Source organism: Kribbella sp. NPDC051770 (genome assembly GCF_040681455.1).
In the GTDB taxonomy this organism is placed as follows: domain Bacteria; phylum Actinomycetota; class Actinomycetes; order Propionibacteriales; family Kribbellaceae; genus Kribbella.
Genome location: NZ_JBFAYT010000002.1, coordinates 854,682 through 876,367, shown reverse-complemented (window position 1 = coordinate 876,367; position 21,686 = coordinate 854,682). Strand labels below are relative to the sequence as shown.

Genomic DNA, 21,686 nt, shown 5'->3' with positions numbered 1-21,686 from the left:
CGCGTGCGGTTCGCCGTACGGCAAAGTGTACGGCGAACCGCAGGCGGGGCGATCAGGCCGCGGAGACGGCCGGGGGCTCGATCTGGTCGCGCAGCTTGTCCAGGATCCCGCGCAGCAGCCGGGAGACCTGCATCTGGCTGACGCCGATCTCGGCGCCGATGTCGGCCTGGGTGTGACCCTCGATGAAACGCAGCTCGAGGATCTTGCGTTCGCGCGGGGCGAGCTCGTTCAGCACCGGTTCGAGCACGGCGACCGCTTCGGTGCGCTCGAACGAGGTGTCCTCCTCGTCGGCGATCGTGTCGGCCAGGTTCGCGGTCGACTCGCCGTCGACCGGACGGTCCAGCGACAGGACCGAGAAGCACCCGTCGGCGGCGATCGCGGCCTCGATCTCGGCCACGTCGGTGCCGACGGCTTCGGCCAGCTCCTCCAGCGTGGGATCACGCTGCAGGTCCTGGACCAGTTGCGGGCGGACGCTCGCGATCGACCCCTGCAGCTCCTGCAGGCGACGGGGGATCCGCACGGTCCACGAGCAGTCGCGGAAGTAGCGCTTCACCTCACCACGGATGGTCGGTACGGCGTACGCCAGGAACGGTGTCCCGGTGTCGGGACGGTAGCTGCGAGCCGCTTTCAGCAGACCCAGGTAGGCGACCTGGTCCAGGTCGTCCGCCTCGACACCACGACCGCGGAAACGGCTCGCGATGCTGTGGGCGATGCCCAGGTTCAGCTCGATGGCTTCCTCCAGCAACGACTGCTGGAGCCTTTCGTCGGTGGTGGCCGCTCGGCGGGAGAGAAGCTCCCGGGTGGCCAGGTCTCGGCGCTGCTTCGGATCGGAAGGGTGCAGCTCTTCGACGGTGGAACTGGTGAGTACGGTGCCCATGATTCTTGACCTCGCGACGTTGAGTCACGGCGCGGCACATGTCTGGACCGCGGTCAATATCTGTGTGAGTCATTCCTACCCCATGGATGCCGAAGTTATGCATCCGACCCCGAACTCACACGAACCTGTTGCATCAGTCCAGGGATCGCAACACCCCGAGCGCGGCCGTCGGCGGGTGCGCGGAATCGCGCCAGCGCAGCGTCCACGTGTACGGCGGTACGCCGGCCGCGAGCGGCTTCACCACGACCCCGTCCGGCGCCGGCGTCGAGAGCAGTCCGAGCGCGACGCACTCGCCGGCCTTGACCAGCTCGAGCGCCGAGCTGGTCCCGTCGGTGCTCGCCGGGTGCCGGCGCGGCTGGAAGCCCGCCGTACGGAAGCAGCCGAGCACGAAGTCGTTCCACTCGGGGGCGAAGTCGTCGCGCGGCAGATAGTGCACCTCGTCGGCGAGCTCGCGGACGGCGACCGCGTCGGCGTCGCTCAGCGGGTGGTCCGTCGGCAGCGCGATGCCGAGCGCCTCGCGGCGCATCACCCGCTGGACAAGGCCGTCGGCCAGGTGCGCCGTCGAGCCGCAGAGCGCCAGGTCGAGCTCGCCGCTGAGCAGCCGCTGCTCCTGCTCGCGGCTACCGCGGCTGCTGACTTCGAGCCGCAGCGAGGGGAGGCGCTCGCGGAGGCGGGCCAGTACGGCGCGCGGCGTGACCAGGTCGGTCTGGAGCACGTCGATGCGCAGTACCTGGTCGCGCCCTGCGGCGGCGGTCGCCTCGGCGACACCGGAGCGGATCGCGGCGAGCGCGCTCTGCGCGTGCGGGAGGAACGCGTCCCCGGCGGCGGTCAGCGTCACGCCCCGCGGGGACCGCTCGAACAGCTGGGCCCCCAGCTGGTTCTCCAAGCGGCGAATCTGATTGCTGAGTGCCGGCTGGGACACGTACAACCGGCGGGCCGCGGCGGTGAAGTGCAACTCCTCCGCCATCACCAGGAAGTAGCGCACCAACCGTAGATCGACGTCCATGAACTTCCTCACCTGCAGTCATCACCAGAAGCTGTGACGTTAGTGCTCTTGCGCCACGGCCGTCGAGGGCCTATCGCGCAGAACGTCGACAACATGACGACAGAGCGTGAGATGTGTCCGTCGGCCGACACTGGGTACCGGGAGCTGTTTCCGCGACGGAAGGGGAGCCATGACCGAGAGGCCGGAAGAGCTGATCGACGACCTGGTCGACGAGACCCGGGGGCCGGAGGAGGATCCGCCGGCGGAGTCCACGACGGATGATGCGGCACTCGACGTACCGGTCACTCCCGAGCCGCCGGACTGACTGCCGGCTGGTGGCGGCCCCGGCGCTGTCTGCTCAACGCCGGGGCCTTGGGCAACCAGTACTTACATCTATCTGGTGCCCAGAACGCCTTGTTCTATTCGTGTTCCGGGAGTAGCGATCAGTCGCCGGGCCACTCGCCGGTCCAGCGTTCGAAGGCCTTGGCGCCGCCGCGGTCGACGGCGGCCTTGACCACGGCGTACACCGCGCCCTGGAGGGCGGCGGCGAGCAGCAGCTGACGCCAGGGGTACTCCGACTGCAGGGCGTCGGGGGCGTCGTCCTCGTCGGCGACCCGGCGCCAGACCTGCTTGAAGATCGCACCGGCGACCAGGCCTCCGGCGATCCCGGAGACCAGGCCGAACGGGCGGTAGGCGAGCTTGACGGCTTTGGTGCTCACCGGTTCCGTCCCACGATCCAGGCCGCCGCGCCCACGCCGAGCGCGACCGCGCCACCGACGGCGGCGGTCGCCTTGGGGTGCTTGCGGCCGAGTTCAGGAGCTTGATTGGCCTTGGCCGGAAGATTCTTCGCGTGCTCCGGTAGGTGCTTGGCGCGTTCGCCCATTCCGCCCGCGGTGGTCTTCGCGCGTACGCCCACGTCGCCCGCGGTCGCCTTCGCGCGCTGGCCGAAGGTTCCCGCCGCTTGCGCGGCGCGGTGCCCGGCGCTCGCGGCCGAGTCCTTGATCCGGCGCGGGACGTTCAGCTGACGGCTCAGCTCCTGGACCGTGTCGGCCAGGTGCTGACGGGTCATCTCGAGGTCGGCGCGCAGCGCCTCGACCTCGGTCATCCCGTCGGTGGCCGCGGGCCGGGGCGTCTTGCGCGAGGTGTTCTGGCGCGTGGTGGTGCTCATCAGATCTTCCCTTCCGGCTGGTGGCCCTTCAGTGCTTCGAGGTCCTCGTGCACGCCCTCGACGGCGCGCTGCGGGACCGGCGGTGTCGCCTGGCTGACGTGCTTCTTGCCCAGCAGCGCCGCCACGCCCGCGATCGCGAACAGCAGCAGCGTCACGATCAGCGCCGCGAGCCAGGCCGGTACGGCGTACGAGAGCCCGATGATCGCGGTCGCGATCAGCGCACCCAGCCCGTAGAACGCGAACGCTCCGGCGCCGCCGAACAGGCCGGCGCCGAGGCCGGCCTCCTTGCCCTTGGTCTTCAGCTCGGCCTTGGCCAGCTGCAGCTCGTCGCGGACCAGGTGGCTCACGTCGGCGGTCAACTGGGCGACCAGCGCGCCCACGTGCTCGTCCGGTGCGGCCCGTTGACCGTCCTGGTGGACGGCCGGGGTCTGCGTCGTCATGGTTGCCCTCCGTGGTGTCGGGATGACGACCCGGTACCCAGGGGCCTGGTCGGCAACCGGGTGGCCGGAATCTGACCGCTTCCCCCGGTAAGTTGCCGAATCAGGGACCTAGGCAGGAGGGGACGGGAATGGATTGGAAACTGGAGTTGGTGTCGGTACCGGTCAGTGACGTGGACCGGTCCAAGGCCTTCTACACCGAGCAGGTCGGCTTCGTCGCCGACCACGACCACCAGGTCAGCGACGAGGTCCGGTTCGTCCAGCTGACACCGCCGGGGTCGGCCTGTTCGATTGCCCTCGGCACCGGAATGCCGCAGGGCGAGCCGGGCTCGGTGCGCGGTCTGCAGATCGTCGTCGCCGACGTGGCGGCGGCCCGCGACGAGCTGGCCGGGCGCGGGGTCGGGGTCAGCGAGGTGCAGGACTTCCCGTGGGGGAAGTTCGTCTTCTTCGACGACCCGGACGGCAACACCTGGGCTTTGCAGCAGCTGCCCGAGTGGAAATAGTTTCCGGAACAAACAATCGGCAGCCGGTGACCGGCTGCCGATTGTTTGCGAAGACTTATTCCCGGGGCAGTTGCTCGTTCGGGTCCTCCTGCTCGGGAGCGTCGTCCGGGTTCGGTTCCAGCGCCGGGTCGACCAGGTCGGGGTTCTCGTCCGGGTCGCTGCCCGGGCCGGTCGGGACGATCGGGGGAATCGGGTTGGTCGTCATCGTGGACCTCCTTGGTCGCACACCCCCGGTGCCCGCTTTCGGCCGGTGAATTCCTGAAGGTCTTTGTTTTACCGGCGGTTTCGAGATACGGCTAGGGATCATTCCGGTCCGGTTGTAGGGTGGCCTTTGGTTGAGCAGCCAGCCGGCGTGACAGCGCCGACGACTGCGGTCCCTCCCGAGGACGAAGATGCCCGACCTGCAGCGCCACTCCCGTTCCACCAGACGTCGCCTACCCGTCGCCGCCCCTGTTCAGAAGTCAGGTCCCATGCCTGTTGCCACTCCCACCCGGCCCGAGTCGGTGCACGTCCGGATCGGCGGCCGCTGGATCGCCGGCGAGGCGTTGTCCCGCCGTACGGCGAGCTCCGGTTCGCCCGAGATCCTGATCAGCCACCACGGTCACCTGGTCTGGGTCGACCAGGACCAGGTCCGTACGCCGTAGCTCAGCCCGCCACCAGTTCACCGAGCCGCGTCGCGGCGTCGGCTCGGAGCAGGTCGAAGCGGTTCTTGGTGAGCGCGAAGGTGACTCCTGTGCGGTGGTTGGCCCAGGCCGCGCTGCCGCCCGTCCCTGGCATCCCGAAGGTGGTCGGCACCTGCTCGGCTGACGCGCCGAGCCTTCCGTACGCGTAGCCGAGCGCCCACACCGCCGGGTTTCCGAACACCTCGTCGACTCCGGAGAACGCCGGCCGGACGATCTCGGCCCGCAACTCGTCGGGGATCAGCTGAACCCGCTCGGCAGCGCTCGAGCCCTCGACCGGTCCCAGCACAGCGGCGTACACCTTCGCGATCCCACGCGCCGACGCCGTCGCGGCCGACGGGATGTCGGCGCTCAGCACGTCGTACCGGTTCATGCTCGCGGCCCGCGGCTGCACCGCGACCGGCGCCAACCGCTTGTCCGGTGCCGGCACTTCGCCCGCCGGTTCGTCCAGCCGCGCCACTCGCCCGAGCGCCTCCGCCGGCACCCCGAAGTACACCTCGTCCTCGACCCCGAGCGGACCGGTCAGCTCCTCCCGCAGCACCTCCGCCAACGGCCGCCCGGTCGCCCGGCGGACGAGCTCGCCGACCAGAAACCCGAACGTCTGCGCGTGATACGCCGTCTTCGCCCCCGGCTCCCACCACGGCACACTCGCCGCGATCGCTGCCGTCATCGCGTCCCAGTCGGTCAGCTCCGCCAGCGTCGTCGACGCCGGAACAGCCGGTACGCCGACCGAATGCGTCAGCACGTGCCGCAGCGTCGCCCGCTCCTTCCCGTGCGCCGCGAACTCCGGCCACAGCGCCGCGATCGGTTCGTCGTACGCCAGCACACCGCGCGCAACCAGCACGTTCGCCAGCGTCGCGGTCACGCCCTTGCCCGTGGATCCGCTGTAGATCGGCGTGTCCGGCCGCATCGGCCGCCCGGTCGCCAGGTCGGCGACCCCGGCGACCGCGTCGACCACCAACTCGCCGTACCGGTAGACCGCGACCTGTACGCCGGTCTCCGCGCCGGAGCCGACGAGGTCGTCGATCGCCTGCTGGACGGTCTGCTGCAGTGAGCTGCTCATACCGGTCCCGTCGGAGTCGTCGCGGCGTTCTCGACAGGGATGCTGCCAGACTCGTGCCGTGGAGCTTCGGCAGCTGGAGTACTTCGTCGCGGTGGCGCACGAGCGGAGTTTCACGCTCGCGGCCCGGCGGTTGCATGTCGTGCAGAGCGCGGTCAGTGCGGCGATCGCGTCGCTGGAGCGCGACCTGAAGGTGACGCTGTTCGAGCGGTCCGCACAGCGCGTCGTCCTGACCGAGGCCGGTACGGCGTTGCTGCCGGAGGCGCTGGCGGTGATGGACGCGGTGCAGGGCGCCCGCGACGTCGTCGACGAGCTGGGCGCGGGGATGCGCGGGACGGTGCGCGTCGGGCTGCTGCCGGGGCTCGGGCTGATCGATCTCCCCGCCGCGGCGGGTGAGTTTCGGCGCCGGCACCAGAATGTCGAGCTGCAGCTGCGGGTCGAGCCCGAGGGGTCGGCCGGGGTGATCGCCGGGCTGCGCAACGGCGACATCGAGGTCGGCTTCCTCGGCGTCGGCGCGGGCAGCGTGCCGCGCGAGTTGACGGCCTGGGAGCTGCTGCAGGTGCCGCAGGTGCTCGCCGTACCGACCGGGCACCGGCTGGCCCGGCGGCGTTCGGTCGAGCTGGCGGACCTGGCCGACGAAGCGTTCGTGGACTTCCCGCCGGGCTTCGGCACCCGGTCGCTGATCGACCAGACCTTCGACGCGGCCGGGATCGGCCGGCACGTGGTGGTCGAGGCGCTCGGGATCGACAACGGCGTGCAGTTCGTCCGGCACGGCGTCGGGCTGGGCATCCTGCCCGGGTACGCCGTGGCCGACGAGCCGGCGATCCGGGCGGTGCCGATCACCGACAACACCTTCCAGTGGTCGCTGTACATGGCGACGCTGCGGAAGCGGAAACCGTCGGTCGCGCTCCGGGCGCTGCTCGGGCTGGTCGTCACGCACCTGAACCACCCGCCGGGGACGCTGCCCGGTCAGGATCTGGTGCATCAACAGAATTGATCCACCCATCGAGTTGAGTCGTTGGACTTGATCCATCCGGCGCGGGAAGCTTCTGGTGTCAGCAAGAACGCACCGAGCAGCACGAAGGAGATCGACGATGACGGAGAACACCAACCGGGTGGCGATCGTGACCGGTGGGTCGCGGGGGATCGGCCGCGAGACCGCGGTCCGCCTGGGCAAGGACCACTTCGACGTGGTGGTCGTCTACAGCGGCGGCAAGGCCGAGGCCGAGGAAGCGGTCAAGGACGTCGAGCAGGCCGGTGGCCGCGCGATCGCCGTCCAGGCCGACGTCGCCGACGAGCACTCGGTGAACGCGCTGTTCGACACCGCGGAGCGGGAGTTCGGCGGGATCGACGTCCTGGTGCACGCGGCCGGGATCATGAAGCTCAGCCCGCTCGCCGACCTGGACCTGAGCGTCCTCGACGAGCACCTGCGGGTGAACGTCCGCGGCACCTTCGTGGTCGACCAGCAGGCCGCCCGCCGGCTGCGCAACGGCGGCGCGATCGTCAACATCTCCAGCTCGCTCACCACGCTGGCCCGCCCGAACTACTCCGCGTACGCCGCCAGCAAGGCCGCGGTGAACTCGATCAGCCTGATCCTGGCCCGCGAGCTGCGCGGCCGCGACATCACCGTCAACGCGGTCGGCCCCGGCCCGACCGAGACAGCCCTGTTCATGGCCGGCAAGCCGCAGGAGCTCATCGACCGGATGATCGCCGAGCCGCCGCTGGAGCGCCTCGGCCAGCCCGAGGACATCGCCGAGATCGTCGCCTTCCTGGCCGGACCCGGCCGCTGGATCAACGGCCAGACCATCTACGCCAACGGCGGTTCCGCGGCCTGATCCGCCGCGGGCGCCCGCCCCTGCGGCGCCCGCGCCCCTCGCTCCACCCCTCACCCTCACTTGGCTTCTGCCTGCCCGAAAGACTGCGTGCCTGAAAGGAAGACCTCGCCATGCCCAAAACCATCCTGATCAGTGGCGCCTCCAGCGGCTTCGGCGCCCTCACCGCCCGCGCGCTGGCCGACGCCGGCCACATCGTGTACGCCGGGATGCGGGACGTCGCCGGCCGCAACACCGCCGCCGCGGCCGAGGCCGCCGACTACGCCAAGGACAACTCGGTCGACCTGCGCACGGTCGAGCTGGACATCAGCTCCGACGAGTCCGCGCGGCAGGCGGTCCAAACCGTCCTGGCCGAGCAGGGCAAGCTGGACGTCCTGATCCACAACGCCGGGCACATGGTCACCGGGCCGGCCGAAGCCTTCACCCCCGAGCAGCTCGCCGGCCTGTACGACACCAACGTGATCGGCACCCAGCGGCTCAACCGCGCGGCCCTGCCGCACCTGCGCGAGCAGCAGGACGGCCTGCTGCTCTGGGTCGGCAGCTCGAGCACCCGCGGCGGCACCCCGCCGTACCTGGCTCCGTACTTCGCCGCCAAGGCCGCGATGGACGCGCTCGCGGTGAGCTACGCCCTCGAGGTGGCCCGGTTCGGGATCGAGTCGACCATCGTCGTCCCGGGCTCGTTCACCCACGGCACCAACCACTTCGCGCACAGCGGCTCGCCCGCCGACACCGACATCGTCGCGGCGTACGAGACCAGGTACGCCGGGATGATGGACCAGGTCAGCCAGAAGCTGCGCGAGCTCGAGCCCGCGTGGGCCGACGTCGCCGAGGTGGCCAAGGAGATCGTCCGGGTCGTCGACACCGAGAAGGGCCGCCGCCCGTTCCGGGTCCACGTCGACCCCTCCGACGACGGCGCCGCCGTGGTGAACGCGGTCGCCGACCGGATCCGCTCGGAGTTCCTGCGCCGGGTCGAGCTCGACGACCTGCTGCACCCGACCAGCGCGTGACCACGACCCCGGCGAGGGCGGCCTGAACCGGTCGCCCTCGCTCCCGCCCGCCCGGACCCCGACGGAGGTGAGACCGATGAGTGAACTGATCGACGTGCACGCGCACTTCCTGCTCAAGGAGTACGTCGACGCGGCCGAACGGGCCGGTCACCTGCGGCCGGACGGGATGCCGGGCTGGCCGGTGTGGAGCGCGGCCAGGCACCTGGAGCTGATGGACCGCAACGGGATCGCCCGGTCGATCCTGTCGCTGTCCTCGCCCGGCGTGCACTTCGGCGACGACTTCCGCGCCCAGGTGCTGGCCCGGCGGATGAACGAGGCCGCGGCCGAGCTGTCCAAGGACCACCCGGGCCGGTTCGGGTTCTTCGCCAGCCTGCCGTTGCCCGACGTCGCCGGCGCGCTGGTCGAGCTGGAGCACGCGTACGACGTACTGGGGGCCGACGGCGTCATCCTGAACAGCAACGCCGGCGGGCAGTACCCCGGCGACCCGTCCTGGGAGCAGCTGTGGCGCGCACTGGACGAGCGGGAGGCAGTGGTGTTCCTGCACCCGACCTCGCCGCCGCAGTGGCGACAGGTCTCGCTGGACCGGCCCCGGTCGATGATCGAGTTCCTGTTCGACAGCGCCCGTGCGGTGACCGACCTGGTGCTCAGCGGGATCTTCACCCGCTACCCGCGGATCCGTTTCGTTGTCACGCACGCCGGCGGGGTCATCCCGCTGCTGGGCGACCGGCTCGACCTGTTCCGCGACACGTTCGCTCCGACCAGCGACCTGCCCAGCGTGACCGACCAGCTCAAGCACCTCTGGTACGACGTCGCCGGTACGCCGGTGCCGAACCAGCTGCCCGCGCTGCAGGCAGTGGCGGGTGCTGACCACCTGCTGTACGGCAGCGACCACTGCTTCACGCCGGTGGAGGCGGTGGCCGACCAGATCGCGGCGCTGGACGAGGCGGCGGTTGCTGAGGGCTGGCGACCCAGGACCACCGCCAACGCCGTACGGCTTCTCAACCGCGCGTCCTGACACATGCATGCGAGGTACCGGCGCGGGTACTGGGGCCGGTAATCGAGCTGGTGTTCGAACGAGGAGGACCGATGAGTCAGGACGTGCATCCAGTGCCGGACAAGGAACCGGAGGACTGGACGACGGGGGACGAGCCGATGACCGGGCCGCAGGAGTCCTACCTGCACACCCTCGCGCAGGAGGCCGGCGAAGAGGTGCCGGCCGGGCTGACCAAAGCGGCGGCCTCGCAGCTGATCGACGAGTTGCAGACCCGGACCGGGCGCGGCGCCGGCAGTTGACGAATCCGGTGGAAGCCTCGGCGGGCCCTGACAGCTCCGCCGAGGCTTCCCGCTGTTGATCGCTCAACAGCCAACGGATGTTACGCGCGTACCGCGGCTTGGAACAGGTCGAACAACCCGATGGCTGACCCGGCATCGAGGGTGACGCTGAGCTGCCTTACAGTTTCCTACTGCAACCAAATAAGGCCTGGGTGAGGACCTGGAGGCCGTACTCCGCCCCGGAGCAGCCCGACCGGCTGCTCCGGCCGAACGACTGCGTGAGGACGGATCCACCCCCGATGGCTGTCACCGAGACCCCGGTCGCCGCGCCTGCTCCGGCACCCGCTCCCGCCCCTGCCCGCGCCGCCGATCCCGAGCTCACGCACCGGGAGATCCTCGAGATCCTGGTCGGTCTGCTGGCCGCGCTGTTCACCGCGATGCTCAGCTCGACGATCGTCAGCAACGCGCTGCCGACGATCATCGCCGACCTCGAAGGCACCCAGACGCAGTACACCTGGGTGATCACCGCGAGCCTGCTGGCGACCACGGTCTCGACGCCGGTCTGGGGCAAGCTGTCCGACCTGATGAGCAAGAAGCTGCTCGTCCAGCTGGCGATCGTGCTGTTCGTGATCGGGTCGGCGCTGGCCGGGATGGCGCACAACGTGCCGTTCCTGATCGGGGCGCGGGTCCTGCAGGGGCTGGCGATGGGCGGTCTGATGGCGCTCGCGCAGGCGATCATCGGCGCCGCGATCCCGCCGCGGGACCGCGGCCGGTACTCGGGGTACATGGGCGCTGTCGTCGCGGTCGCCACGGTCAGCGGGCCGCTGCTCGGCGGCGTCATCGTCGACACCGACTGGCTCGGCTGGCGCTGGTGCTTCTACGTGTGCGTGCCGCTGGCGATCATCAGCCTCGTCGTCCTGCAGCGCTACCTGCACCTGCCGCTGCTGAAGCGCAAGGTGCGGATGGACTACCTCGGCGCGATCCTGATCAGCGGTGCCGCGAGTCTGCCGCTGGTCTGGGTGTCGTTCGCCGGCACGCACTTCCCGTGGTGGTCGCGCGAGACGGCGTACTACCTCGGCGGTACGGCGGTGCTCGCGATCCTCGCGGTGATCGTCGAGACCCGCGCGAAGGAGCCGCTGGTCCCGCTGTCCGTGGTCCGGGAGCGGACGACGGCGCTGGCGATCGTGGCCAGCCTGGCGGTCGGGCTGGCGATGTTCGGGTCGGCGGTGTTCCTCGGGCAGTACTTCCAGATCGCGCGCGGCTACAGCGCGACCGAGTCGGGGCTGCTGACGATCCCGATGATGCTCGGCTCGTTCTTCGGGTCGGTGGGCGCCGGGCAGATGATCACGCGGTACGGGAAGTGGAAGCGGTACCTCGTGCTCGGCGGGTTGTTGCTGATCGGCGGGCTCGGGGTGCTCGGGACGATCGATCACACCAGCCCGTACTGGTACCTCGCGATCGGCATGGGCGCGATGGGTATCGGCATGGGGATGCTGATGCAGAACCTGGTGCTGGCGGTGCAGAACACGGTGGATGTCAGCCAGGTCGGGGCTGCCAGTGCTTCGGTGACGTTCTTCCGGAGTCTCGGTGGTGCGGTCGGGGTTTCGGTGTTGGGTGCGGTGCTCGCCAGCCGGGTGACGGAGCTGATCACGCGCAACCTGCGGGAGCTGGATCCGGGGGCCGGGCTACAGGAGCCGGGGACGAGTGTGCTGGATGTGGGTGCGTTGCCGCCGCAGGTGGCGGACGTCGTACGGCATGCGTACGGCGATGCGACCGGGCGGATCTTCCTGATCGCCGCGGCCGCCGGTGTGGTGAGTTTGCTGGCGGTGCTGTTCATCCGGGAGGTGCCGCTGCGGAGGACTGTGGCGATGGGCGAGGCCCCAGCGGATCTGGCTGCAGCCGCGGCGCCCGGTGCGGCGTCGGCCGGCGTGCTGCCCGAGCCGACCGACGACGCCGAGCGGGACGCGTTGATCGCGCTCGGTGTGATCACCTCGGCCGAACGGACGGCGCTCGAACGCGAGCGAGAGGCGAGTGAGCGAGTCGCCGCCGCGGCGACGGTCATCCGGCAGATGCGCACGGACGTCGCCGACCTGTTCACCCGGGTCGACCAGCAGATCGCCGACCTGGAGCGGACGCTTCCTCCGGTCGACAGCGAGCACCCGATGGCACCTGTGCTCGCCGCCCAGCCGCAGGACGGCGCCTGGGTGGACGAGCTGCGCCGGTACGAGCTGAGCGTGCTGAGCGCCAGCCAGCGGACTGCTGACCACCTGCGGGTTGCGGCCAAGGCAGAAGCCGACGAGATCGTGTCGGCGGCGCGGACGGAGGAGGAGGCGATCCGTCAGAGGATCGCTGGGTTGCAAGCAGTAGAGCAACAGCTACTGAGCGCCGTACGGGACGGACTGTCGGATACGCCAGCGCCTCCGCCTACCCCACCTGCCACGCCTACTGGCAACGGTTACCCGAACAGGTACGAGTCCGAGCAGCAGGCCTTTGGGTGAGGTGTCTGTAGCTGATGGCATGCTCTCGTCTAGACGGAGGCGAGAGCGGGGAGCGTAGTGGGGCCTTGGGATGTGGAGCAGGTGCTGGCGCTTGCGCCGGATCCGGCCTCTGCGAAAGCCGGGCAGGCGCAGGCGCGGGTCACCAAGTGGTCCGAGGCCGGTAGCTCCGATGCCGCGCTCTGGGGGTACTGCCAGGGCAGCGGGAAGTCGCCGTACCAGACGTCGGTGGATCTGAGCGGGCCTGCGTTCAAGTGCAGCTGTCCGAGCCGGAAGTTTCCGTGCAAGCACTCGCTGGGGCTGATGTTGCTGTGGGCTGCTGGAGGGTTGCCGACGGCGGAGGAGCCGGAGTGGGTCGACAAGTGGCTGGCCGATCGCAGCAGTCGCGCGGAGAAGGCTGCTGAGCGGGCTGAGAAGAAGCCTGGTGAGGTTGCCGACCCGTTGGCCGCGCAGGCGCGGGCTACGCGGCGGGCTGATCGGGTGTCTGCGGGGATGGCTGAGCTGGAGAGCTGGCTGGACGACCAGGTACGGAAGGGGCTCAGCGGCTTCGAGCAGCGTGGGTACGAGGAGCTGAGCCGGCTGGCGGCGCGCATGGTCGACGCGCAGGCGCCTGGTGTTGCCGGCGCTGTACGACGAGCAGCCGGGGTTGTCGGGCGCGGGCACGGCTGGCCGGGGGAGCTGCTGGAGGAGCTGGCGCTCATCCACCTGACCGTGTCAGCGCACAGCCGTCTGGGTGATCTCCCGCCGGCGATGGCCGACACCGTGCAGACGCGCATCGGGTGGACTGTGGAGACCGCCCGCGTCCAGGCCGAGGGGGAGAAGGTCGAGGACGACTGGCTGGTGCTGGGCCGCGTCGTCGAGCCTGACGACCGGCTGACCGTACGCCGCCTTTGGTTGCGCGGGGCAACGACTGGCCGGCTGGCGCTGATCCTCGCGTTCGCGCCCGCCGGCCGCCGGCTCGATCCGCTGCCTGCGCGCCCGGGCGAGCTGCTTCCCGCGGTGCTCTCGTTCTACCCCGGCGCCCTGCCGCTCCGCGCTCTCCTCAACCAGACCGCCCCTCGCCTTCCTGGTCCCAGGCCGTCCGGTCTCACCACCCACCAAGCGCTCGCCGCGTACGTCGAGTCGCTCACCGCCGACCCGTGGAACGAGCGCTGGCCGCTGGTGCTGCAGGACGTGCGCCCAGCCCGCAACGGCTCAACCTGGGCGTTGGTCGACGGAGACGGAGCGCTGGAGGTCCTGCCGACGTTCGACCCGTGGAGGCTGCTGGCTGTCTCGGCAGGCGCACCGATCACCGTCGCAGGTGAGTGGAACCGAGCAGGCTTCCGCCCGATGACGGTGTGGGACGGCGACCGAGCGGTGATCGTGTGAGCGGACGTGTCGCGGGAGGGTGCGGATGAGGGGTTGGGACGGGCTGGTTTCCTCCGCGCTGCTGGGGACCGAGCGGCGGCCTCCGGCGTTCGACGAGCTTCCTCCTGCTGTGCAGGAGCAGCTGAAGGACGACGCCGGGCTGCTGGACGCCGCGGCGCTGGCGACGCTCTACAAGCGAGCAGGACGCCTTCCCCTGCAGGGGATTGAGGCGTTGCCGGAAGCTCAAGGCGACGATCGGCCGCTCCCGCGGAGCAACGCGATCCGACGCCTGGCGGCGATGCTCACAGGCTTCCAGTCAGCAGCGCTCGGCGAGTGGCTGCGGGTTGCGGACGCGAAGGGCTGGGGGATCCCACCGGAGCACCTGCCGGCGCTCGCCGACTACGCGCGCGGCAGAGCGGAGTACCGGCCGTTGGTAGTCGCCGCAGCGGGGCGGCGCGCTGCCTGGTTGGCGGAGCTGAATCCGGAGTGGCGCTTCCTGCACGAGGCAGTCAGCGACGACCCGCAGGTGTGGACACACGGCAACGCGCTGCAGCGGCGGGCCTGGTTCAAGCGGTTGCGCAGCAGCGATCCACTGGCGGCGCTGGAGGCGTTGCGGGAGGTGTGGCCGAGCGAGACGGCCGCTACCCGAGTGGAGTTCCTGGGTGCGCTGCGCACGGGGTTGAGCGCACAGGACGAGGAGTTCCTCGAGCAGGCGCTCGACGACCGGGCCAAGGACGTACGGCGACTCGCGGCTGACCTGCTGGCGAGCATCGGCGGTTCGCAGTACAGCCAGCGGATGGCTGAGCGGGTGGCGGCATACCTGACCGAGACGCAGGGCGTCCTGGCGATCCAGCTGCCCGAGCGCGTCACCAAGGCGATGGAGCGCGACGGCATCGACCCGCAGGCACACCCAGGGCTCGGCCGCCGCGCCGGGTGGTTGAAGCAGCTCGTCGCAGCAGCCCCGCTGCCGTCGCCGGACATCCTGCAGCTACCGGTTGAAGGCGTAGCAGCAGAAGTGCTCCAAGCAGCTTGGGCCGAGGCAGCTGTACGCGAGCAGCGCGTCGACTGGGCCACCGCGCTGCTCCTGAGCGACGCCGCGACCGACGGTCGCACGGGCGAGCTGCTCCGGGTGCTGCCGGCCGAGCAGTGGCCGCAAGCGATCGAGCACCTGCGGAAGACCACTGACCTCACCGAGCTCGTCGGCGGCCTCCCCGTCCCCTGGCCGGCGTCACTGGCTCAGCTGGTGCTCGACCTGCTGGCCAAGGCCGGCACCCATCGCAGCTGGGCCCGGCTGGCGAGCACCGCCGCTCGCGCCGTACCGCCTGAGATCCTGAACCACCCGATCACCCGTGAGTCGACCGGTGAGGAAGACACCTGGCGCCTGCGCCTGGTGGAGACCCTGAATTTCCGTCGTGAGATGTATGAGGAGCTGTCATGAGCACTGCCGTCATGCGCCCGCATGCCGAAGCCGAGTACGCCGACGAGCTGGCGGCGCTGGCGGCCACGGACGACAGGGCGCGCCCGCCGGCCTGGCAGCTGTCGCCCGCGGCCGTCGTCACCTACCTGCTCGGCGGCCAGGCCGGTGACACCGAGATCACCCCCAAGTACGTCGGCCCGCGCCGCCTGATCGAGGTCGCCGTCGCCACGCTGGCGACCGACCGGGCGTTGCTCCTGCTCGGCGTACCCGGTACGGCGAAGACCTGGGTCAGCGAGCACCTCGCGGCAGCGATCTGCGGCGACTCGACGCTGCTCGTCCAGGGCACAGCCGGTACGGCGGAGGAGGCGATCCGCTACGGCTGGAACTACGCGCAGCTGATCGCGCAGGGCCCGAGCGAGGCGGCGCTGGTGCCGAGCCCGGTGCAGCGCGCGATGGCCGAGGCGAAGATCGCCCGGATCGAGGAGCTGACCCGGATGCCGTCCGACGTGCAGGACGCGCTGATCACGATCCTGTCCGAGAAGGCGCTGCCGATCCCGGAGCTGGCCGGTGAGGTCCAGGCCCGCAAGGGCTTCAATGTGATCGCCACCGCGAACGACCGCGACAAGGGCGTCAACGAGCTGTCGAGCGCGCTCCGGCGCCGTTTCAACACCGTCGTCCTGCCGCTGCCGGACTCCGCCGACGACGAGGTCGAGATCGTCTCCCGCCGGGTCGCGCAGCTCGGCGCGTCGCTCGAGCTGCCGCCGCAGGACAGCGCGCTCGACGAGATCCGCCGCGTCGTCACCGTCTTCCGCGAGCTGCGTTCCGGCCGGACCGAGGACGGCCGGACCGCGGTCAAGTCGCCGTCCGGGACGCTGTCGACCGCCGAGGCGATCAGCGTCGTCACCGGCGGGCTCGCCCTCGCGGCGCACTTCGGCGACGGCGTCCTGCGCTCGTACGACGTGGCCGGCGGCATCCTCGGCGCGGTCGTCAAGGACCCGTCGGCCGACCGGGTGGTCTGGTCGGAGTACCTGGAGACCGTGGTCCGCGAGCGCGACGGCTGGTCGGACTTCTACCGGGCGTGCCGGGACCTGAGCTGATGTCGGTCCACCTGTTCGGGATCAGGCACCACGGCCCGGGGTCCGCCCGGGCGCTGGTTGCTGCCCTGGCGGACCTGCAGCCGGACATCGTGCTGATCGAGGGTCCGCCCGAGGCCGACAAGGTGGTCGAGCTGGCCGCGGACCCCGAGATGGTGCCGCCGGTCGCACTGCTGGCGTATGCCGTCGACGACTCGACGCGGGCTGCGTTCTGGCCGTTCGCGGTGTTCAGCCCGGAGTGGCAAGCGATCCGGTTCGCGCTCGCGAGCGACGTACCGGTCAGGTTCTGCGACCTGCCGGCGGCGTTGATGTTCGGGTCGTCGGAGCGTGAGCGCGGTGCGTCGATCGATCCGCTCGCGACGCTGGCGGCGGCCGGTGGGTACGACGACCCGGAGCGCTGGTGGGACGACGTGATCGAGCACCGGCGCGACGGCGCCGAGCCGTTCACGGTGATCGCCGAGGCGATGGGCGAGCTGCGGCACGGCGAGGAGGCGACCGGCCGCGAGGCCCAGCGCGAGGCGTACATGCGGCAGACGCTGCGCAAGGCGATCAAGGAGGGCTTCGAGCGGATCGCCGTGGTCTGCGGCGCCTGGCACGTCCCGGCGCTGACCGCACCGTTGCCTCCGGCAACTCACGACGCGCGGATCCTGAAGGGCCTGGCCAAGCGCAAGGTCGCCTGTACCTGGGTGCCGTGGACGCACAGCCGGCTGGCCAACGCGAGCGGGTACGGCGCGGGCGTGACCTCGCCGGGCTGGTACCACCACCTGTTCACCGCGCCCGACCAGATCACCACGCGCTGGCTGACCAAGGTCGCGCGGGTGCTGCGCGCCGAGGACCTGCCGGTGTCGAGCGCACACGTGATCGAGGCCGTGCGGCTCGCGGAAACCCTTGCTGCGTTGCGGGAACGGCCGCTCGCCGGGCTGAGCGAGATGACCGAGGCGACGCGCGCCGTACTGTGCGGCGGGAACGACGTACTGCTCGATCTGGTGACCCGGGAAGCGGTCGTCGGTGAGCTGCTCGGGACCGTGCCCGGTGACACGCCGCAGGCGCCGGTCGCGGCGGATCTGGCCGCGCAGGCGCGGCGGCTGCGGTTGAAGCGCGACCCGGCCGAGCGGGTGATCGATCTCGATCTGCGCAAGGAGAACGACCGGGACAAGTCGCATCTGCTGCACCGGTTGCGGATCCTCGGCATCGACTGGGGCCGGCCGACCTCGGACGACCGGCGGGCGCAGGGCACGTTCCGCGAGATGTGGAAGCTGGCTTGGGATCCCGGGCTCGAGGTCGATCTCGTTGCTGCGGGTGCGCACGGTACGACGGTCGCGGGGGCGGCGACGACGAAGATGCTCGCGGCCGCTGCTGACTCGTCGACGCTCGCCGAGGTGACCGCGGCGCTGGAGCGGTCGTTGCTCGCGGATCTCGCCGAGGCGTTGCCGGCCTTGCTTGCGGGCGTTGACACGCGCGCGGCCAAGGATGCGGATGTCGGGCATCTGATGGCCGCACTGCCCGCGTTGGCCAGGTCCGCGCGGTACGGCGACGTACGGGGAAGTGACACGGCCGGGCTCGGAGCGGTTGCCGAGCGGATGGTGGCCCGGGTGTGCGCCGGGCTCGGTCGGACTGTGCACGGGCTCGATCCGGAGGCGGCCGCGGCCGTGCTGGAGCGGATCGACGGGGTGCAGGACGCGACGGCATTGCTCTCCGCGGAGTCGCGCGAGCTCTGGCTGGCGACGCTGGAAGGACTGAGCGACCGTACGTCGGTGCCGCCGCTGATCGGTGGGCGGTTGACGCGGCTGATGCTCGACACGTCGCGCGTTTCGGCTGCGGAAGTCGCGCTCAGGCTGGGACGCGCGTTGTCGCCGGGGACGCCGACCGGCGAGGCCGCTGGGTACGTGGAAGGGTTCCTGGCCGGTGGCGGCCTGCTGCTCGTGCACGACGAGCGGCTGCTCGGGCTGGTCGACGGGTGGCTGGCCGCGATCCCGGACGAGGCGTTCCTGGAGGTTCTGCCCTTGCTGCGCAGGACTTTCGGGACCTTCGCCAAGCCGGAACGACGGTCGATCGGTGAGCGCGCGCAGGCGCTGGGCGGGCCGGTGCGGATTGTTGCTGAGGACAATGACCTGGACGCCGAGCTGGCGGCGTCGGTGCTGCCGACCGTCGCCCGATTGCTGGGGGTGTGATGGACGACGAACGCCTGCGCCGCTGGCGGATGGTGCTCGGCAGCGAGGCCGACCCGGAGACCGGTACGACGCTGTCGAAGCAGGACCAGTCGGTCGACGCGGCGCTGGCCGCCCTGTACGACGCCGAGCGCGGTGAGCCCGGCACGAAGCGGTCGGCCGGGCTCGGCTCGTCGGCGCCGCGGGTGGCGCGCTGGCTCGGCGACATCCGCGGGTACTTCCCGAGCTCCGTCGTACAGGTCATGCAGCGCGATGCCGTCGAACGGCTCGGGATCACCCGGATGCTGATGGAGCCCGAGCTGCTGAACGCCGTCGAACCCGACGTGCACCTGGTCAGCACGCTGCTCGCGCTGAACGAGGTGATGCCCGAGGAGACCAAGCAGACCGCGCGCGAGGTCGTCGGCCGGGTCGTCGCCGACCTGGAGAAACGCCTCGCCGAGCGGACCCGGGCCGCCGTCACCGGCGCCCTCGACCGGGCCGGTCGGACCGCCCGGCCGCGGCACGCGGACATCGACTGGGACCGCACGGTCCGGCTCAACCTGAAGCACTTCTCGCCGGCGCTCGGCACGATCGTCCCCGACCGGCTGGTCGGGTACGCGCGGCGCAACCACAGCGTCCAGCGCGACATCGTGCTGGCGATCGACCAGTCCGGGTCGATGGCCGAGTCGGTGGTCTACGCGAGCGTGTTCGGCGCCGTACTGGGGTCGCTGCGGTCGTTGCGGACGAGCCTGGTCGTCTTCGACACGGCGGTCGTCGACCTGACCGACCAGCTGGAGGACCCGGTCGACGTGCTGTTCGGGACGCAGCTCGGTGGCGGGACGGACATCAACCGGGCGCTGGCGTACTGCGAGACGCTGATCGCCCGGCCGGCCGAGACCGTGGTGGTGCTGATCAGCGACCTGTACGAGGGCGGGAACCGCGAGGAACTGCTGCGGCGGGCCCGCTCGCTGGTCGACTCCGGCGTCCAGGTCGTCGCGCTGCTCGCGCTGGCCGACTCGGGCGCGCCGTCGTACGACGCGGACAACGCGGCGGCTTTCGCCGATCTGGGTATCCCGGCGTTCGCCTGTACGCCGGATCTCTTCCCGGACCTGATGGCGACGGCGATCCGCCGGGAGGACATCGGGCAGTGGGCCGCGGTGAACCTGATATAGTCATCATTACTGACTATCAAGGATGGTTACCATGACTGCTGTGGAACTGACCCGCTTCAAGGCCGCCCGGCGCGACGAGCTGCTGGCCGCCCGCCCGGGGATGCTCGCCGACTTCGCGGCGGACCGGAAGGGCTTCGTCTCCGCGCGCCTCGTCGAGCTGGCCGACGACGAGTGGCTCGACATCGTCGAGTGGGAGACCAGCGAGGACTACAAGGAGAGCAGCGCGAAGGGTCCGAACCTGCCGGGGATCGCCGCCTTCTTCGCGGCGATCGACGCGCTGGTGAGCGCGGAGGAAGGTGTGCTCAGCTCGTTCGACTGAGTGGTCAGTCGGCGAGCTGGAGGATGTCGATCTCGGTGCCGGGGTCGACCTCGGCGAAGCGCAGGGCCCAGCGGACGGCCTCCTCCTTCGAGGCGACGCGGATGATCGACAGGCCCGCGACCAGCTCTTTCGTCTCGGTGAACGGCCCGTCCAGCACCCGCGGTGGGCCGTCGGGAAAGCTGACCCGCGCGCCGTAGCTGCTCGGGAGCAGGCCCTCGGCGACGAGCAGCACGCCGGCCTGGCGCATCTCCTCCAGCACCGCGTCGGCCCGGGCCAGGATCTCCGGATCCGGCGCCTCGCCGGCCTCGAGTGCCGGGTTCGTCTTGTGCATCATCGCGAATCGCATCCGCACCTCCTCAGGCCGACCGTAGCGGGATCAGGCCCGCCTGTTCCAGGGCGCGCCAGTACGCCGGGGAGATGCGGTGGTCGAGGTACCCCGCGACCTCGGTGATCTCGGCCGGGGTGCGGGCGCCGACGACCACGGCCGGGATCGCGGGGTGCGCGAGCGGGAACTGCAGCGCGGCGGCCGGCAGGTGTACGCCGTACCGGTCGCTGATCCTGCGGAGCTGGTCGAGGCGACCGGCGACCTCAGGCGGGAGCGGTGGATACCGCACAGAGATTGAACTCTTGCTCGGCACCGCGAGCGGCCCGCCCTGGAAGACCCCCGCGCCGATGATCGCGACCCCCAGCTGCTGCGCGAGCGGAAGCAACTCGGCGGCGGCGGTCTGGTCGAGCAAGCTGTACCGCCCGGCGATCAGCACGCAGTCCGGCGTGGCGTTCGCCTCGCGGAGGAACCTCGCGGCGACATCCGCATGGTTGATCCCGAGCGACAATGCCCGGATCGTCCCCCGGTCGCGCAGCTCCACCAGCGCCCGCAGCGCCTCGGTCGAAGCCGTCGGGTAGTCGAGCTCGGGATCGTGAATGTGCAGGATGTCGATCCGATCGATCCCCATCCGCTGCAGGCTCTCCTCGAACGAGCGCATCACCGCGCCGTACGAGTAGTCCAGCCGCGGCCCGATCCCCGCGGGCGGCTCGGCCCAGATCGGCTGCAAGTCCGTGCCCCCGGGCTCGATCAACCGCCCGACCTTCGTGCACAGCACGTACGCGTCCCGCGGCCGCCCTCGCAACGCCGTCCCCGCCCGCTGCTCGGACACCCCGTACCCGTACACCGGCGCCGTGTCGAAGAACCGCACCCCGAGCTCCCAGGCCCGGTCGATCGTCGCCACCGCCTGCCGCTCCGGCACCGCGGCGAACATCCCCGCCAACGAAGCGAGCCCCAGCCCGAGCTCACTCACCGCCAAACCGGTCCGCCCGAGCTCCACCCAACGCATGCCGGTGACAGTACGAACTGCCACCGACAGAATCGTTCGGCTACCGCGGGACGTCGCCTCGCCACGCTCCGGTTTCCGTGCCCTGCGCCTCGATGAACGTCTTGAAGCGCTGCAGATCGCCCTTCACGCGACCCTCGACCACGCCCAGCTTGTCGCCGACCTTCTCCAGGAAACCCTCCGGGTCGATCTCCATCTGAGCCGTCACCCGGGTGGTGGTCGGGTCGAGCTGGTGGAAGGTGATCACGCCGGCATGGTGCGGCCCCGAGTCCGACTTCCACGCGACGCGCTCGTCCGGGTGCTGCTCGGTGATCGTGGCGTCGAACTCCCGGGTCGCGCCGCCCACCCGCGTCACCCAGTGCGTGTGCGTGGCGTCCAGCTGGCGGACCTCCTCGACCCCGTCCATGAACTGCGGGAAGGACTCGAACTGGGTCCACTGGTTGTACGCCGTCGTGACCGGTACGGCGACGTCCACGGACTGCGTGATGCCACTCATCACGAAACCTCCTCATCGTCAGCGAGCCGCCCCGGTACCCGGCGACGGGC

25 protein-coding genes are annotated in these 21,686 nt (G+C 70.7%); 15 read left to right on the top strand and 10 right to left on the bottom strand.

From position 1 onward, the window contains the following. Nucleotides 1-52 precede the first annotated feature (52 nt). Nucleotides 53-877 carry a SigB/SigF/SigG family RNA polymerase sigma factor gene (locus AB0M01_RS10845; RefSeq protein WP_363667869.1) on the bottom strand — a complete coding sequence of 275 codons (825 nt, stop codon included), beginning with the start codon at nt 875-877 and terminating at the stop codon, nt 53-55. A gap of 133 nt (nt 878-1,010) precedes the next feature. Beyond that, nucleotides 1,011-1,883, bottom strand: coding sequence for a LysR substrate-binding domain-containing protein (locus AB0M01_RS10840; RefSeq protein WP_363667867.1), 873 nt, complete (start codon nt 1,881-1,883; stop codon nt 1,011-1,013). A 169-nt stretch (nt 1,884-2,052) separates the two neighbouring features. Between AB0M01_RS10840 and AB0M01_RS10835 the strand changes: the two genes are divergently transcribed. Next, a complete protein-coding gene (locus AB0M01_RS10835) occupies nt 2,053-2,187 on the top strand; it encodes a hypothetical protein (protein WP_363667864.1) in 135 nt (44 codons plus the stop codon). 118 nt (nt 2,188-2,305) lie between these two features. Here the strand turns inward: AB0M01_RS10835 and AB0M01_RS10830 are convergent, their stop codons facing one another. The 3 genes from AB0M01_RS10830 to AB0M01_RS10820 are packed head-to-tail and all read right to left on the bottom strand — an operon-like array spanning nt 2,306 to nt 3,470. Further along, nucleotides 2,306-2,581, bottom strand: coding sequence for a DUF4235 domain-containing protein (locus AB0M01_RS10830; protein ID WP_363667862.1), 276 nt, complete (start codon nt 2,579-2,581; stop codon nt 2,306-2,308). Beyond that, the gene (locus AB0M01_RS10825) at nt 2,578-3,030 is read right to left on the bottom strand and encodes a DUF3618 domain-containing protein (protein WP_363667859.1); all 453 of its coding nucleotides are present in this window, start codon (nt 3,028-3,030) and stop codon (nt 2,578-2,580) included. Before AB0M01_RS10825 ends, AB0M01_RS10830 begins: the two co-directional genes overlap by 4 nt. Further along, a complete protein-coding gene (locus tag AB0M01_RS10820; protein ID WP_363667857.1) occupies nt 3,030-3,470 on the bottom strand; it encodes a phage holin family protein in 441 nt (146 codons plus the stop codon). The genes AB0M01_RS10825 and AB0M01_RS10820 overlap by 1 nt, the downstream gene beginning before the upstream one ends. A 128-nt stretch (nt 3,471-3,598) precedes the next feature. On the opposite strand from AB0M01_RS10820, the gene AB0M01_RS10815 reads away from it, so the two are divergent. Then, entirely contained in the window at nt 3,599-3,970 is a 372-nt protein-coding gene (locus tag AB0M01_RS10815; protein ID WP_363667855.1) for a VOC family protein, read from the top strand. A gap of 55 nt (nt 3,971-4,025) precedes the next feature. Here AB0M01_RS10815 and AB0M01_RS10810 read toward each other — a convergent pair whose 3' ends face one another. Further along, nucleotides 4,026-4,175, bottom strand: coding sequence for a hypothetical protein (locus tag AB0M01_RS10810; RefSeq protein WP_363667853.1), 150 nt, complete (start codon nt 4,173-4,175; stop codon nt 4,026-4,028). 265 nt (nt 4,176-4,440) lie between these two features. Between AB0M01_RS10810 and AB0M01_RS10805 the strand changes: the two genes are divergently transcribed. Beyond that, nucleotides 4,441-4,614, top strand: a complete 174-nt coding sequence (locus AB0M01_RS10805) for a hypothetical protein (protein ID WP_363667851.1) — start codon at nt 4,441-4,443, stop codon at nt 4,612-4,614. A gap of 1 nt (nt 4,615) precedes the next feature. On the opposite strand, the gene AB0M01_RS10800 is transcribed toward AB0M01_RS10805, so the two are convergent. Beyond that, a complete protein-coding gene (locus tag AB0M01_RS10800) occupies nt 4,616-5,713 on the bottom strand; it encodes a serine hydrolase domain-containing protein (protein ID WP_363667849.1) in 1,098 nt (365 codons plus the stop codon). Nucleotides 5,714-5,771: 58 nt separating this feature from the next. Between AB0M01_RS10800 and AB0M01_RS10795 the strand changes: the two genes are divergently transcribed. The 12 genes from AB0M01_RS10795 (at nt 5,772) to AB0M01_RS10740 (ending at nt 19,812) form a co-directional block, all read left to right on the top strand. Next, a complete protein-coding gene (locus tag AB0M01_RS10795) occupies nt 5,772-6,707 on the top strand; it encodes a LysR family transcriptional regulator (RefSeq protein ID WP_363667847.1) in 936 nt (311 codons plus the stop codon). A gap of 97 nt (nt 6,708-6,804) precedes the next feature. Then, on the top strand, nt 6,805-7,545 hold the full coding sequence (locus AB0M01_RS10790; protein WP_363667845.1) for an SDR family oxidoreductase: 741 nt from the start codon (nt 6,805-6,807) through the stop codon (nt 7,543-7,545). Nucleotides 7,546-7,655: 110 nt separating this feature from the next. Further along, entirely contained in the window at nt 7,656-8,549 is an 894-nt protein-coding gene (locus AB0M01_RS10785; RefSeq protein ID WP_363667843.1) for an SDR family oxidoreductase, read from the top strand. 76 nt (nt 8,550-8,625) lie between these two features. Further along, nucleotides 8,626-9,564, top strand: coding sequence for an amidohydrolase family protein (locus tag AB0M01_RS10780; protein WP_363667841.1), 939 nt, complete (start codon nt 8,626-8,628; stop codon nt 9,562-9,564). Nucleotides 9,565-9,635: 71 nt separating this feature from the next. Continuing rightward, nucleotides 9,636-9,842: a DUF3072 domain-containing protein gene (locus AB0M01_RS10775; RefSeq protein WP_363667838.1), complete on the top strand. Its 207-nt coding sequence runs from the start codon at nt 9,636-9,638 to the stop codon at nt 9,840-9,842. Nucleotides 9,843-10,120: 278 nt separating this feature from the next. Next, nucleotides 10,121-12,319, top strand: a complete 2,199-nt coding sequence (locus tag AB0M01_RS10770) for an MDR family MFS transporter (protein WP_363667836.1) — start codon at nt 10,121-10,123, stop codon at nt 12,317-12,319. A 72-nt stretch (nt 12,320-12,391) separates the two neighbouring features. Further along, nucleotides 12,392-13,684, top strand: a complete 1,293-nt coding sequence (locus tag AB0M01_RS10765; RefSeq protein ID WP_363667834.1) for an SWIM zinc finger family protein — start codon at nt 12,392-12,394, stop codon at nt 13,682-13,684. A gap of 25 nt (nt 13,685-13,709) precedes the next feature. Continuing rightward, on the top strand, nt 13,710-15,101 hold the full coding sequence (locus AB0M01_RS10760) for a DUF5691 domain-containing protein (protein WP_363667832.1): 1,392 nt from the start codon (nt 13,710-13,712) through the stop codon (nt 15,099-15,101). Continuing rightward, the gene (locus tag AB0M01_RS10755) at nt 15,098-16,177 is read left to right on the top strand and encodes an AAA family ATPase (RefSeq protein ID WP_363667830.1); all 1,080 of its coding nucleotides are present in this window, start codon (nt 15,098-15,100) and stop codon (nt 16,175-16,177) included. The genes AB0M01_RS10760 and AB0M01_RS10755 overlap by 4 nt, the downstream gene beginning before the upstream one ends. Next, entirely contained in the window at nt 16,159-18,345 is a 2,187-nt protein-coding gene (locus AB0M01_RS10750) for a DUF5682 family protein (protein ID WP_363667829.1), read from the top strand. Before AB0M01_RS10755 ends, AB0M01_RS10750 begins: the two co-directional genes overlap by 19 nt. Further along, nucleotides 18,345-19,493, top strand: coding sequence for a VWA domain-containing protein (locus AB0M01_RS10745; RefSeq protein ID WP_363667827.1), 1,149 nt, complete (start codon nt 18,345-18,347; stop codon nt 19,491-19,493). Before AB0M01_RS10750 ends, AB0M01_RS10745 begins: the two co-directional genes overlap by 1 nt. 31 nt (nt 19,494-19,524) lie before the next feature. Then, nucleotides 19,525-19,812 carry a hypothetical protein gene (locus AB0M01_RS10740; RefSeq protein ID WP_363667825.1) on the top strand — a complete coding sequence of 96 codons (288 nt, stop codon included), beginning with the start codon at nt 19,525-19,527 and terminating at the stop codon, nt 19,810-19,812. 4 nt (nt 19,813-19,816) lie between these two features. Here the strand turns inward: AB0M01_RS10740 and AB0M01_RS10735 are convergent, their stop codons facing one another. Genes AB0M01_RS10735 through AB0M01_RS10725 form a run of 3 tightly spaced genes read right to left on the bottom strand, consistent with a single transcriptional unit; the run spans nt 19,817 to nt 21,636 of the window. After that, nucleotides 19,817-20,158, bottom strand: a complete 342-nt coding sequence (locus AB0M01_RS10735) for a YciI family protein (RefSeq protein WP_363667823.1) — start codon at nt 20,156-20,158, stop codon at nt 19,817-19,819. Nucleotides 20,159-20,168: 10 nt separating this feature from the next. Beyond that, on the bottom strand, nt 20,169-21,143 hold the full coding sequence (locus AB0M01_RS10730; RefSeq protein ID WP_363667822.1) for an aldo/keto reductase: 975 nt from the start codon (nt 21,141-21,143) through the stop codon (nt 20,169-20,171). Nucleotides 21,144-21,183: 40 nt separating this feature from the next. Next, nucleotides 21,184-21,636: an SRPBCC family protein gene (locus AB0M01_RS10725; RefSeq protein ID WP_363667820.1), complete on the bottom strand. Its 453-nt coding sequence runs from the start codon at nt 21,634-21,636 to the stop codon at nt 21,184-21,186. Between the last annotated feature and the right edge of the window lie 50 nt (nt 21,637-21,686).